This is a genomic window from Ureibacillus sp. FSL E2-3493 (assembly GCF_038077515.1).
Lineage (GTDB): Bacteria > Bacillota > Bacilli > Bacillales_A > Planococcaceae > Ureibacillus > Ureibacillus halotolerans.
In genome coordinates this window covers 2,777,724-2,790,292 of the sequence record NZ_JBBOPK010000001.1, presented here as the reverse complement: position 1 = coordinate 2,790,292, position 12,569 = coordinate 2,777,724, and the positions used below count along the sequence as shown (strand labels likewise).

The following is a 12,569-nucleotide window of genomic DNA, read 5'->3' as shown; positions in this document are numbered from 1 at the left end:
CAAAGATGTCAGCGATAAAAATGTTCGAGAAACCATTAGGAATGCGGGATACATTCCCCGTTACATACGAAAAAATAGAAGAAGTTCGTCAAACAGGTCGGAAATTCCTACGTGCCCGTGGATTTGATTTCATTGAAACACCAAGTTTAGAATACTTCGATACTGTAGGAAAAGCATCCGCAATTTATGATGCTTCATTATTTAAGTTAGTGGATAGTCAAGGTAATACCCTTGTTCTTCGTCCAGATATGACAACGCCGATTGCCCGTGTAGCAACATCAAAACTTTTGAAAGAAAAAATCCCATTGCGTTTAGCCTATTTTGCCAATGTTTTTCGTGCTCAACAAACAGAGGGGGGCCGTCCAGCTGAGTTTGGACAAATGGGCATTGAAATTATCGGTGATTCTTCCGTTTATGCAGATGCTGAAACGATTATTACAGCGATTCATTTAATCCAGTCCTTTGGTATCCATTCCTTTAAAATTACAATCGGCCACGCCGGCGTATTAAATTGTATTTTAAAGGATTATACAGAAAGCGATGAGCAAGCAGAAAAACTTCGCACATTATTAGTGGAACGAAATTATGTAGGGTTTGAAGAAGCGGTTGAACAATTTCATTTACCAAAAACAAAGTCCGATGCGCTACTACAGTTTATAAGTGAAGCGACAAATATTGTTTCCATTGAACATATTGAAAAATACGTACGCAAAAATGATGCGTTGGCATATGTGCAACAATTAATGGAATTAGTTTCGAATGCCGATTTATCACCTTATGTTGCTTTAGATTTCACATTATCAAGTCATATGAATTATTACACAGGTATGTTGTTTGAAGTGTTCGCAGAAGGTAGTGGTTTTGCCCTTGGAAATGGTGGAAGGTACGACGGTTTACTTCATCATTTTGGAAGTGAAGTTGGGGCAACCGGCTTTGGAATTCGAGTGGATCGACTTTTAGAAGTTTTACCGACAAAACCAACTTTGGAACAACAAGTAGCGATCATCTTTGAGGAATGTCAATTTACAAAAGCATTGGAATTAGCAAACAGCTTACGACAAGAAGGAAAACTCGTTACAGTTCAATCGAAAAAAGGGCTAATCGATGAAGAAGCCTTTACGAAACAATTTGAAAAGGTTGTCTATGTCAGCCAGGAGGATTAAGTATTATGACTCATTTAACAATTGCGATGCCAAAGGGACGAATTTTTGAAGAAGCTTATCAAATGCTTATTGAAGCAGGTTTTAACTTACCGGAAGAAGTGGAAATGTCCCGCAAGCTTATGATTGAAATTCCCGAAGAAAAAATCCGTTTTATATTAGCAAAGCCAATGGACGTACCTGTATATGTGGAACATGGCGTAGCTGATATTGGAATTGCAGGAAAAGATGTATTACTTGAACTAAGACGTAATGTACATGAATTGTTAGATTTGAAGATTAGTCAATGTTATATCGCCTCTGCCGGATTACCAAATACAACGATGAACGAAATTGCACCTCGCATTGCGACAAAGTATCCGAATATTGCGATGAACTACTATAAAGAAATTGGCGAACAAGTGGAAATTATAGAATTGAACGGTTCCATCGAATTGGCTCCAATGATTGGGTTGGCCGATCGCATTGTCGATATTGTATCGACTGGAAGAACGTTACTGGAAAATGGTCTTGTTGAATATGAACATATAGCGGATGTGTCTTCGAGATTAATTGCAAATCCTGTTAGTTATCGAATGAAAAGTGGACGTATTCAACAATTAGTGACACGGTTAAAAAAATTGGTCAATTAGAGAGAAGGGCTTTTTGTGAAAATAACAAAATTATCGAACGCAATATCTTTAAAACGACAATTGGAGGGTGGCAACGAACAACAGCTATTAACCGTTCGCCAAGTATTGCAAGACGTGCGGAATTTAGGAGATGCAGCCCTTCGCAAATATAGTGAAATGTGGGACGGGATCCAAATAGAAGATTTTCGTGTATCGAAACAAGAAATCGAAGAAGCCGTTTTAAACTTTGACCCACAATTAAAATCAGATTTAGAAGAGGCTGCAGCGAATATCCGTTATTACCATGAAGCGCAAAAAAGGGAAGGTTACAAGCTTCCTTTAGAAAATGGTTCTTGGTTAGCCCAACGTATCGTCCCATTGGATGCAGTTGGATTATACGTTCCAGGTGGATTGGCAGCATACCCGTCATCGGTACTCATGAATGTTATTCCAGCCCAAGTGGCGGGGGTGGAGCGGATTGTGATTACTTCCCCTGCCGGAAAAGATGGGAAGCTACCTGAAGCGGTTCTTGTGGCAGCTTCTATATTAGGCATTACCGAAATTTATAAAGTTGGTGGAGCGCAAGCCATTGCGGCATTAGCCTATGGTACGGAAAGTATAGCACCAGTCGATAAAATTACAGGTCCAGGAAATATTTACGTTGCTTTAGCTAAACGGGAAGTGTTTGGAGAAGTGGCGATTGATATGATAGCCGGTCCGAGTGAAATTGCTGTATTGGCTGATGACACAGCCTTCGCAGATGAAATTGCAGCAGATCTCTTATCACAAGCAGAACACGATGCATTAGCGTGCGCCGTATTAATTACGACAAGTGAACGGTTAGCTCTAGCTGTGGCAGAAGAAGTTGAGAAACAATTAAGAAGTTTACCGAAAGAAGAGATAGCAAGAAAATCGATTGAAAACTTTGGTCAAATTTATATAGCTGACACGATGGAGCAAGCAATTGATGCAGTGAATTCCCTTGCACCAGAACATTTAGAAATTGTGACACAACATGCGGAAGAAGACTCGCTAAAAATCCGCCATGCTGGAGCGATATTTATTGGTAGATACAGTTCAGAGCCAGTAGGGGATTATTTTGCTGGTACGAACCATGTTTTACCGACAAATAGTACAGCCCGTTTTGCCAGCGGATTAAATGTCGATGATTTTATTAAAAGAACAAATGTTGTTTATTACACTGAAAAAACGTGGGAACAAAATGGACCGAAAATTGCCCGACTTGCTCGAATGGAAGGGTTAGAAGGTCATGCCCGTGCCGTAGAATCCCGTGGATGGACTAAAGGAGATTAATAAAATGACAGATGGAAGATTTGCAAAAAAAGAACGGAATACGAACGAGACGAAAATTTATGTTGAAATCAATTTAGATGGAGAAGGAAAAGCAGAGGTTAATACAGGTGTTCCTTTTATGGATCATATGTTGGATTTATTCCTAAAACACGGTTTGTTTGACGGGAAGATCGTTGCCGATGGAGATACGCATATCGATGATCACCATACGACAGAAGATATTGGAATCGTTTTAGGACAAGTAATACGTGAAGCCCTCGGCGATAAAAAAGGAATCAAACGATATGGGAATGCTTTTGTTCCAATGGATGACGCATTAGCACAAGTCGTAATTGATTGCTCCAATAGACCTCATTTAGAATTTCGCGTTGAACCGGAATTAAAACAAAAGGTAGGTACCTTTGACACAGAGCTTGTCCATGAATTTTTATGGAAGTTCGCATTGGAAGCCCGCATGAATGTCCATGTCATTGTCCCTTATGGTCATAATACCCACCATATTATAGAAGCAATATTTAAAGCGTTGGCAAGAGCGATTGATGATGCGGTACAAATTGATCCCCGCGTAAAAGGAGTACCGTCAACGAAAGGGTTGTTGACATGAAAATAGGCGTTATTGATTATGGAATGGGCAATTTATTTAGCGTTGAACAAGCATTAAAAAGACTAGATTGTGATGTTGTTGTATCATCCGATGTTCAACAATTGGCTAAAACCGACGGACTCATTTTGCCGGGGGTTGGAGCATTTCCAGATGCGATGAAACGGCTGGCAGAAACGGGGCTAGATCGATTTATTCAGGAACAAGTAAAGGCGAAAAAACCGCTATTAGGAATTTGCTTAGGTATGCAATTACTTTTTGAAGAAAGTGATGAAGTGACACCTACGAAAGGGTTTGGATTTTTTAAAGGAAAAATCGTCCGCTTCTCTGGTGAAACAGCTAATGGTGAGCAATATCGTGTCCCTCACATGGGATGGAATACGTTGGACTTCCAATCTATCCCGAAATGGTTAGAGGGGAAAGGATTACCGGAAAATCGTTTCGTATATTTTGTTCATTCATTTTATGGAACGAATACGGAGCCGCAACAATTAGTTGCAACTGCAAACTATTTTGATGTGAAAGTGCCAGGAGTTGTGCAAGGAGGAAATGTATGCGGCATGCAATTCCACCCTGAGAAATCTGGGAACTTCGGTGTATTTTTACTTCGCCAATGGTTACAAGGGGTGGGGGTGTCAACATGCTAACAAAACGAATCATTCCTTGCCTTGATGTGAAGGAAGGACGGGTAGTAAAAGGAGTTCAATTCGTAGAACTGCGCGATGCCGGAGACCCGGTTGAGCTGGCAAAATTTTATGATGAACAAGGGGCAGACGAATTAGTATTTTTAGATATTTCTGCTTCCCATGAAGGTCGAGAAACGATGGTAGATGTCGTAAGAAAGACCGCCTCTACCCTTGCCATCCCTTTTACAGTAGGGGGAGGAATTCGCAGTTTAGAAGATATGAAACGAATTTTACGGGCAGGGGCAGATAAAGTTTCCGTCAATACGTCAGCATTAGAGCGACCTGAGTTAATAAAAGAAGGATCTGATTTCTTTGGAGCCCAGTGTATTGTTGTTGCCATTGATGCAAGATTTTCAGAAGAAGATGGGACATGGATGGTTTATACCCACGGTGGACGTAACAAAACGGAATGGCAAGTGGTCGAATGGGCAAAAGAAGCTGTACGTTTAGGCGCAGGTGAAATTTTATTAACGAGTATGAATCAAGATGGGGAAAAAACGGGTTTCGATTTACAGTTAACAAAAGCAGTAAGGGATGCTGTTACCGTTCCAGTAATAGCTAGTGGTGGTGCTGGTAACGCCCAACACTTTGTTGATGTATTAAAAGATGTAGATGCCGATGCAGCCCTTGCAGCATCCATTTTCCACTATAAAGAAACGAGCGTAGCAGAAGTGAAAACTTACTTGCGCGAAAAAGGAGTTTGTGTCAGATGATAAAAGGATTAAAGTTTGATGACAAAGGGTTAATCACTGCAGTTGTGCAAGATGCACAATCTAAAGAAGTATTAACTGTTGCATATATGAATGAAGAATCTCTACAAAAAACGATCGAAACAGGTGAAACTTGGTTTTACTCCCGTTCAAGACAAGAACTTTGGCATAAAGGAGAAACAAGTGGCAATACACAAAAAGTAGTATCCATTAAAACTGATTGTGACAAGGATGCGTTAGTAGTAGAAGTATTGCCTGCTGGTCCAGCATGTCATAATGGAACAACTTCATGCTTTACTGAAACAATTGTACAAAAGGATCAAGTTGGTTCCGTTGACATTATTCCATATTTAGCAGAAGTTATCCGTCAACGTGAAATCGAAATGCCTGAAGGAGCTTATACGACCTATTTATTTGAAAAGGGAATCGATAAAATATGTAAAAAAGTAGGGGAAGAGGCGACGGAAGTTGTAATCGGTGCGAAAAATCGTGATGCGGAAGAAGTGAAATGGGAAGCCGCCGATTTACTTTACCACTTATTCGTATTGCTACAAGAACAAAAAATTAATGTGTATGACGTTTTAAAAGTATTAAAAACTCGTCATGAGGAAAAAAGAGCGAGTACTAAAAAATAATCGTTGAAAAAACAAATTGATTAATTCGAATTTAATGACGTTATTTGTAATTGTGGTATAATGAAAATTAATTTGCCTAGGAACGTACTATTACGTTCCTTTTGCTATGTTACAGTTCTTTTTTACTCGTAACGTATATGGTCGTTACGCCAAGGCGTAATGTATGAAGTTCGGAGGATTTACTTTGGAAAAACAACGTCAAAAAGAGAAATTAAATAATGTTGTATCCTTTATTCCAAATGGAGATTACTATTTTAATAAAGCGCTGAAAGCTATGGATAAAGATCAAATGGATAAAGCGTATAAATATATGAAACGAGCGGCAGAGCTAAGTCCAGATGATGCCCATGTTTTAATGCAATTTGGGATTTTAGAAATGGATGCCCAAAACTTCGAAAAGGCATATGAACTAATACATACAGCATATAGTTTGGATCCTAGTGAGCCTGAACACGTATTTTTCTTAGCGGAAATTTCAGGTTGTATCGGGATGGTACGCGATGCCCAAAAATATGCGGAAATGTATTTGCAAATGGAACCTGATGGAATGTATGTCGTAGAGGCGGAAGAAATATTGGAATTTCTTCAATATGAAGAAGAGGAAATGGAACATATTGATGAAGAAGATTCTGAGAAATTAATTGCCCAAGAAAAAGCTCGTCGTTTAATGGAAAACGGTCAATTTGATGAAGCGATTGAAGTGTTGGAACAATTAATCGAAACCTTCCCAGACTTATGGCCAGCTTATAACAATTTATCTTTAGCTTATTTCTATGTTGGAGAAACGGAACAGGCAAGGGCACTATTAAACAATGTTTTACGAGAAAGTTTAGGAAACTTACATGCCCTTTGTAATTTGGCTGTCATAGCATATTATGAGAAAAATGAATCCGAGTTATCCGCTTTAGTCGAAATGTTGAAGAAAATAAATCCCTATGATTGGGAAAATCGCTATAAGCTAGGAGCTACTTTAGCTTTAATCGGCGAATATGAAGTGGCTTATAAATGGCTACAAAGCATGAAAAGAAAAGGATTCCCGGGAGATGCAGGCTTTTACTTTTGGTTGGCACAATCGGCTTATTTTTCTGGTCATATAGAAGAAGGAAAAGCAGCTTGGAAGTTGTTGGTGGAAATGGATCCGACAAAGGATGGCTATGAACCATGGTTAAATGCATCGGAAGAACATGACGAATCATTAGAAAACAATCGGGAATTTATTATTGAAAAAATTAGTAGTAAATATAGCACCCATCGTATGTTTGGATTTTTCTTACTTAGTAAATCAGCTTATAAGCAAGAAATAATCGCACATCCTAAATTAATCGATCTATCAAAGTATAGTGGTATTGAAAAATTATGTTTAGCCTATGCTCTTCAACATCAATTTACAAACGATAACGATACGGAAAAATATTTTGTTCGTTCTATGGAAGTTGCGGAGGAATTATATAAAAGCTTGAACCCGATTACGTTAGAAGTACAATATTTATTCCAAATGTGGTTTGTATTAAGTGAACGGGCATTGAAAAATGATTATCCATTTAAAAATGTAAAAGCTTTAGCAGCAGCTGTTGAGTATATGTTCTTTTCAACTATTAATAGTAAAAAAGTGACGAAAAAGCATTATGCTGAAAAATATAATATTTCCGTATCAACGTTAACGAAGTATGTGGAGGAATTAATTCACTATTTACCTTTCGACTAACTAGGCAATATATTTGAAGTTAGTTGTGGAATGTCCTAGGATGAAAGATGTAAAGAACAATTTTTTATAACGGTGTGTGTAAAAAATTTTAGTAATACAATGAATGAAAGCGAAGGAAATTTGTCGCTTCTTTATAAGGAGGCTTTTTTAATGGCTGAAGAAAAAATATATGACGTAATTATTATCGGAGCAGGTCCTGCAGGGATGACAGCAGCGGTTTATGCTTCCCGTGCAAATTTATCAACTTTAATGATTGAGCGCGGAATTCCCGGTGGGCAAATGGCCAATACGGAAGAAGTTGAAAACTATCCAGGATTCGAAACCATTTTAGGACCTGAACTTTCTACAAAAATGTTCGAACACGCAAAAAAATTCGGCGCAGAATACGCTTATGGTGATGTTGCTGAAATTATTGATGGTGAAGAATATAAAGTAATTAAAGCAGGTTCAAAAGAATATAAAACACGTTCTATCATTATTACTACTGGTGCCGAGTACAAAAAAATGGGTATTCCAGGGGAAAAAGAACTTGGTGGCCGCGGTGTAAGTTACTGCGCTGTTTGTGACGGTGCATTCTTTAAACAAAAGAATTTAATCGTTGTAGGCGGTGGGGATTCAGCAGTCGAAGAAGGAGTTTATTTAACTCGTTTTGCTGATAAAGTAACGATTGTTCACCGACGTGATAAATTACGTGCTCAAAAGATTTTACAAGATCGTGCCTTTGCAAATGAAAAAGTAGACTTCATTTGGAATCACACATTAAAAGAAATTCATGAAAAAGACGGTAAAGTAGGAAGTGTAACATTAGTTTCAACAGTAGATGGTAGTGAACAAGAATTCCAAACAGATGGCGTTTTCGTTTATATCGGAATGGTGCCACTAACAGCTCCATTTAAAAACTTGGGCATATTAAATGAACAAGGATATATCGTAACAGATGACAAAATGGAAACTTCTGTAAAAGGAATTTTTGCTGCTGGTGATGTTCGTGATAAAATGCTACGCCAAATTGTAACAGCAACTGGTGACGGCAGTATCGCAGCTCAATCAGCACAACATTATGTTGAAGAACTAAAGGAAAAAATTGGGCAAAAGTAATGTGCTTTTAATTTTCCTGTAACTTCCTTGCAATAAAGAATATGTATAATCGGGGGTATAAACTTTGACCCCCTTTTTTTAGTATTTTAGTTGCTTCCGTTATGGAAGCAACTTTTTTTTGTTATTTGAAAATAGCATGAAATCTATTTTATAAACGTATTATTTTGTAAGGTAGTCTCAATAGAGGGTATAATAGAAAACAAAGGGAGTATCAAATGATTTGAGGTGGGTGTAATGCAGCGTATTGCAAATTTATTAGCAATTCAAGATGGGGAAGTATTACTTCTCCAAAAGCCTAGAAGAGGTTGGTATGTTGCGCCAGGTGGAAAGATGGAATTAGGTGAATCCATTTATGAGGCAGCTTTAAGAGAATTTAAAGAGGAAACAAATGTTACCCCAAAAAATTTACATCTTAAGGGAGTCTATACGATGGTTATTAAAGATGGGGAAACCGTTAAAGACGAATGGATGCTTTATACATTTGTCGCCCATGGTATCGAAGGACAACCCTTTGAACAGACAAGGGAAGGGGTTCTAGAATGGCACCCGGTTGATCATCTATCCAATCTTCCAATGGCTGAAGGCGATCGGAAAAATTTATTGTTTGCCGCATTAAATGAAGGGATTCAATATGGTACATTTATATATACAGAGGATTTTGAGTTACTAGATGAGCGGTTGCAAACGTCGAATGAACTTAAGTAGAGGAGATGATCACATGGGTAATAGTCATATCTATACACATGAGATAGTCATTATTACAGGGATGTCCGGAGCTGGTAAGACAGTCGCAGTCCAAAGCTTTGAAGATTTAGGTTATTATTGCATTGATAATTTACCCCCTGCTCTATTAACGACTTTTTTAGCATTAATGAAAGAATCCGAACGAAACATTACACGTATTGCCGCTGTAATGGATATGCGTGGAGGAGAATTTTTCGAATCATTAATCGATGCCCTAGATTTATTGGAAAAGGAAGCATATGTTAAAACACGGGTATTGTTTTTGGATGCTGATAATGAAACCCTCGTTCGACGTTATAAAGAAACAAGAAGATCTCACCCTTTAGCTCCTCAAGGATTACCCCTCGAAGGAATTGAAAAGGAAAGAGCAATGCTTGCTGAACTAAAAGGTCGAGCAAAGTTTGTCTATAATACTTCCCATATGAAACCGAGAGAATTACGAGAACGAATTGGCAATGAGTTTTCCAATACGAACAGGCCAAAGTTCTTTATTAATGTCATGTCCTTTGGATATAAAAATGGAATTCCGATTGACGCAGATTTAGTATTCGATGTCCGTTTTTTAACGAATCCGTATTATGTGGAGGAATTACGTCCAAAGACAGGTTTACAAGAGGAAGTATCATCCTATGTATTAGCTTCTGAAGAAACACAAATGTTAATAACGAAATTAAAAGATTTGTTTGAGTTTATGATTCCGCAATATATCCATGAAGGGAAAGCACAATTAGTGATTGCTTTTGGATGTACAGGTGGTCAACATCGTTCTGTAACATTAGCTGAATATTTCGGGAAACTATTTAGCGATCATTACAAAACTGCCATTACCCACCGTGACATCAATCGCAGAAAGGATTGAAGTAATGAAAAAAAAGAGAACGAATATTGTAGTCATCGGAGGTGGAACGGGCCTTTCAACAATGTTGCGCGGATTGAAAAAATATCCCTTTGACATTACTGCAATCGTAACGGTTGCCGATGATGGAGGCTCTTCAGGTCGACTCCGTGATGACTACGATATTCCGCCACCTGGTGATATTCGCAACGTGATTGCTGCCCTTTCTGATACGGAACCGTTAGTTGAGCAAATGTTCCAGTATCGTTTTTCGCAATCCGTTGAATTAGGTGGTCATTCATTAGGAAATTTAATGCTAACAGCACTAACGGATATAACAGGAGACTTTAGTCATGCGATTGCTGAAATGAGTAAGGTCTTAAAGGTGCACGGGAAAGTAATACCAGCAGCAAATAAAAAAATTACATTGAACGCAGAACTTGTTGACGGATCTATTATTGAAGGGGAGTCTAAAATTCCATCTTCCCATCTTCCAATTAAACGGGTCTATTTAGTGCCTGAAGATGTAAAAGCGCTCCCGGAAGCGATTCGGGCGATTGAGAAGGCCGATTTTATTCTTGTAGGACCTGGAAGTTTATATACAAGTATTATTCCCAATTTATTAGTCAAAGAAATTGGAGATACTTTAGTAAAGGCAAAGGGAAAACGGATTTATATTTGCAACTTAATGACACAAAAGGGTGAAACGATTCGTTATCGTGCCACAGATCATGTTCAAGCGATTTATGATCATGTAGGAAAGCCTTGTTTAGATGCCATTTTAGTAAATGATATTGAACTCCCCTTACCGATAAAAGAAAATTATCGAGAAGAAAATGCAGAACCAGTTCTGATTGATATAGAAAAATTAAAGAGCATGGGATTGGAAGTTATTAAAAAGGAAATCGCAACAATCCAATCTGGGGTTGTCCGCCATGAATCCAATAAAATTGCGAAATGGTTGTATGATTACACATTGAAGAGAATGTAAGTAAGCAAAACGAACTCTAGAATGGAATATATGATATGATTGTTTTCATACATAGGTAAAAGGGGGGAGAAAGATGTCATTTGCTTCCGAAACAAAAAAAGAGTTAACGCAAGTAGAGACGGATGAGCATTGCTTAAAAGCGGAAGTCTCTGCACTTATACGAATGAACGGATCATTATCCTTTACAAATAGACAGCTGAGTTTAGACGTGCAAACAGAAAATGCAGCAATTGCAAGAAGACTGTACACGATTGTTAAAAAATTATATCCATACAATGTGGAACTTTTAGTGCGAAAAAAAATGCGCTTAAAGAAAAATAATGTTTACATTTGCCGGGTTCGGGATGGTGCTCGTGAACTATTAACAGATTTAGATATTTTATCTGGGGATTTTCAATTAAATCATTCCATTTCTAGTTCGTTGTTATCAAATAAAAATCAAAAACGAGCCTATTTGCGTGGAGCGTTTTTAGCAGGTGGCTCTGTAAATAACCCCGAAACTTCTGCTTATCATCTAGAGATTTATTCTTTATATAAAGAGCATGGGGAAGCATTAGCCGATTTAATGAATCAATTTAATTTAAATGCAAAAACAATCGAACGGAAAAAGGGATTTGTCACCTATTTAAAAGAAGCTGAAAAAATTTCTGATTTTTTAGGAATTGTTGGCGCCACACAGGCGATGCTAAAGTTTGAAGATGTACGGATATTACGGGATATGCGAAACAGTGTAAACCGTATCGTCAATTGTGAAACGGCGAACTTAAACAAAACAATCGGTGCGGCTATTCGTCAAGTGGAAAACATCCGATTTATTGAAAATACGGTCGGACTTGATCAACTTCCTGAAAAGTTACGAGAAATTGCACGGCTTCGTGTTGAGTATCAAGATGTGACTTTAAAAGAACTTGGCGAGATGGTTTCCACTGGAACTGTAAGTAAATCGGGGGTAAATCATCGTTTACGTAAAATTGACGAAATAGCGGATGCTTTAAGACGCGGCGAAACGATAAAATAGTGATTGTTCAAAAAATTGTAGTAATCTAACATTGTTCTTTTTATACAATTTAGATAAGATAAAATTATATTATGTACGGTGTGAAAGGGAGTATCGATAAATGGTTGAAACCAATGTAGAAGTGAAATTGAAATCTGGTTTACAGGCAAGACAAGCTGCTTTATTTGTACAAGAAGCAAATCGTTTTAAATCAGAAGTGTATTTACAAAAAGACGAGAAAAAAGTGAATGCTAAATCCATTATGGGGATTATGAGCTTAGCAATTGCAAGAGGAACAACTGTTACACTTATCGCAGACGGTAAAGATGAACAAGAGGCTATCGACGGATTATCATCCTTAATTCAAAGAGAAGAATAACAATGAGAAAACTTGTAAACGCTCGCAACTTTAAGGGGGTGTCTCATACTTAAATGAGACGTCCCTTTTTTATAAAAAAATGGTGATAAGGAAATTCCTTATC

14 protein-coding genes are annotated in these 12,569 nt (G+C 37.9%); all 14 read left to right on the top strand.

What is annotated here, in order from left to right:
• Nucleotides 1-5 precede the first annotated feature (5 nt).
• The 14 genes from MHH69_RS14405 (at nt 6) to MHH69_RS14340 (ending at nt 12,466) form a co-directional block, all read left to right on the top strand.
• Nucleotides 6-1,163 carry an ATP phosphoribosyltransferase regulatory subunit gene (locus MHH69_RS14405; RefSeq protein WP_122970834.1) on the top strand — a complete coding sequence of 386 codons (1,158 nt, stop codon included), beginning with the start codon at nt 6-8 and terminating at the stop codon, nt 1,161-1,163.
• A gap of 5 nt (nt 1,164-1,168) precedes the next feature.
• Nucleotides 1,169-1,792, top strand: coding sequence for an ATP phosphoribosyltransferase (gene hisG, locus MHH69_RS14400; RefSeq protein WP_122970833.1), 624 nt, complete (start codon nt 1,169-1,171; stop codon nt 1,790-1,792).
• A 15-nt stretch (nt 1,793-1,807) separates the two neighbouring features.
• Nucleotides 1,808-3,085, top strand: a complete 1,278-nt coding sequence (gene hisD, locus MHH69_RS14395) for a histidinol dehydrogenase (protein WP_122970832.1) — start codon at nt 1,808-1,810, stop codon at nt 3,083-3,085.
• A gap of 4 nt (nt 3,086-3,089) precedes the next feature.
• The gene (hisB, locus tag MHH69_RS14390; protein WP_122970831.1) at nt 3,090-3,689 is read left to right on the top strand and encodes an imidazoleglycerol-phosphate dehydratase HisB; all 600 of its coding nucleotides are present in this window, start codon (nt 3,090-3,092) and stop codon (nt 3,687-3,689) included.
• Complete coding sequence (gene hisH, locus MHH69_RS14385; RefSeq protein WP_122970830.1) at nt 3,686-4,333, top strand: imidazole glycerol phosphate synthase subunit HisH; 648 nt, start codon at nt 3,686-3,688, stop codon at nt 4,331-4,333. Before hisB ends, hisH begins: the two co-directional genes overlap by 4 nt.
• Nucleotides 4,327-5,085: an imidazole glycerol phosphate synthase subunit HisF gene (gene hisF / locus MHH69_RS14380; RefSeq protein WP_122970829.1), complete on the top strand. Its 759-nt coding sequence runs from the start codon at nt 4,327-4,329 to the stop codon at nt 5,083-5,085. The genes hisH and hisF overlap by 7 nt, the downstream gene beginning before the upstream one ends.
• Nucleotides 5,082-5,717 carry a bifunctional phosphoribosyl-AMP cyclohydrolase/phosphoribosyl-ATP diphosphatase HisIE gene (hisIE, locus tag MHH69_RS14375; protein WP_122970828.1) on the top strand — a complete coding sequence of 212 codons (636 nt, stop codon included), beginning with the start codon at nt 5,082-5,084 and terminating at the stop codon, nt 5,715-5,717. The genes hisF and hisIE overlap by 4 nt, the downstream gene beginning before the upstream one ends.
• 184 nt (nt 5,718-5,901) lie before the next feature.
• Complete coding sequence (locus tag MHH69_RS14370) at nt 5,902-7,422, top strand: tetratricopeptide repeat protein (protein ID WP_122970827.1); 1,521 nt, start codon at nt 5,902-5,904, stop codon at nt 7,420-7,422.
• Between the two features lie 150 nt (nt 7,423-7,572).
• Nucleotides 7,573-8,520 (top strand): thioredoxin-disulfide reductase, encoded by a 948-nt coding sequence (gene trxB, locus MHH69_RS14365; RefSeq protein ID WP_122970826.1) that lies wholly within the window; start codon nt 7,573-7,575, stop codon nt 8,518-8,520.
• 234 nt (nt 8,521-8,754) lie between these two features.
• Nucleotides 8,755-9,225, top strand: coding sequence for an 8-oxo-dGTP diphosphatase (locus tag MHH69_RS14360; RefSeq protein WP_122970825.1), 471 nt, complete (start codon nt 8,755-8,757; stop codon nt 9,223-9,225).
• A gap of 13 nt (nt 9,226-9,238) precedes the next feature.
• Entirely contained in the window at nt 9,239-10,123 is an 885-nt protein-coding gene (gene rapZ / locus MHH69_RS14355) for an RNase adapter RapZ (RefSeq protein ID WP_122970824.1), read from the top strand.
• A gap of 4 nt (nt 10,124-10,127) precedes the next feature.
• Entirely contained in the window at nt 10,128-11,090 is a 963-nt protein-coding gene (locus MHH69_RS14350) for a gluconeogenesis factor YvcK family protein (RefSeq protein WP_122970823.1), read from the top strand.
• A gap of 73 nt (nt 11,091-11,163) precedes the next feature.
• Nucleotides 11,164-12,108 (top strand): DNA-binding protein WhiA, encoded by a 945-nt coding sequence (whiA, locus tag MHH69_RS14345; protein WP_122970822.1) that lies wholly within the window; start codon nt 11,164-11,166, stop codon nt 12,106-12,108.
• A 100-nt stretch (nt 12,109-12,208) separates the two neighbouring features.
• Entirely contained in the window at nt 12,209-12,466 is a 258-nt protein-coding gene (locus MHH69_RS14340; protein WP_122970821.1) for an HPr family phosphocarrier protein, read from the top strand.
• Nucleotides 12,467-12,569 lie beyond the last annotated feature (103 nt).

What these genes read in the sequence shown, in the direction of transcription:
- MHH69_RS14405 (WP_122970834.1), top strand. Translation starts at nt 6, where the DNA reads ATGTCAGCGATAAAAATGTTCGAGAAACCATTAGGAATGCGGGATACA.
- whiA (WP_122970822.1), top strand. Translation starts at nt 11,164, where the DNA reads ATGTCATTTGCTTCCGAAACAAAAAAAGAGTTAACGCAAGTAGAGACG.
- MHH69_RS14340 (WP_122970821.1), top strand. Translation starts at nt 12,209, where the DNA reads ATGGTTGAAACCAATGTAGAAGTGAAATTGAAATCTGGTTTACAGGCA.
- hisF (WP_122970829.1), top strand. Translation starts at nt 4,327, where the DNA reads ATGCTAACAAAACGAATCATTCCTTGCCTTGATGTGAAGGAAGGACGG.
- hisB (WP_122970831.1), top strand. Translation starts at nt 3,090, where the DNA reads ATGACAGATGGAAGATTTGCAAAAAAAGAACGGAATACGAACGAGACG.
- MHH69_RS14350 (WP_122970823.1), top strand. Translation starts at nt 10,128, where the DNA reads ATGAAAAAAAAGAGAACGAATATTGTAGTCATCGGAGGTGGAACGGGC.
- MHH69_RS14360 (WP_122970825.1), top strand. Translation starts at nt 8,755, where the DNA reads ATGCAGCGTATTGCAAATTTATTAGCAATTCAAGATGGGGAAGTATTA.
- hisG (WP_122970833.1), top strand. Translation starts at nt 1,169, where the DNA reads ATGACTCATTTAACAATTGCGATGCCAAAGGGACGAATTTTTGAAGAA.
- trxB (WP_122970826.1), top strand. Translation starts at nt 7,573, where the DNA reads ATGGCTGAAGAAAAAATATATGACGTAATTATTATCGGAGCAGGTCCT.
- hisH (WP_122970830.1), top strand. Translation starts at nt 3,686, where the DNA reads ATGAAAATAGGCGTTATTGATTATGGAATGGGCAATTTATTTAGCGTT.
- rapZ (WP_122970824.1), top strand. Translation starts at nt 9,239, where the DNA reads ATGGGTAATAGTCATATCTATACACATGAGATAGTCATTATTACAGGG.
- hisIE (WP_122970828.1), top strand. Translation starts at nt 5,082, where the DNA reads ATGATAAAAGGATTAAAGTTTGATGACAAAGGGTTAATCACTGCAGTT.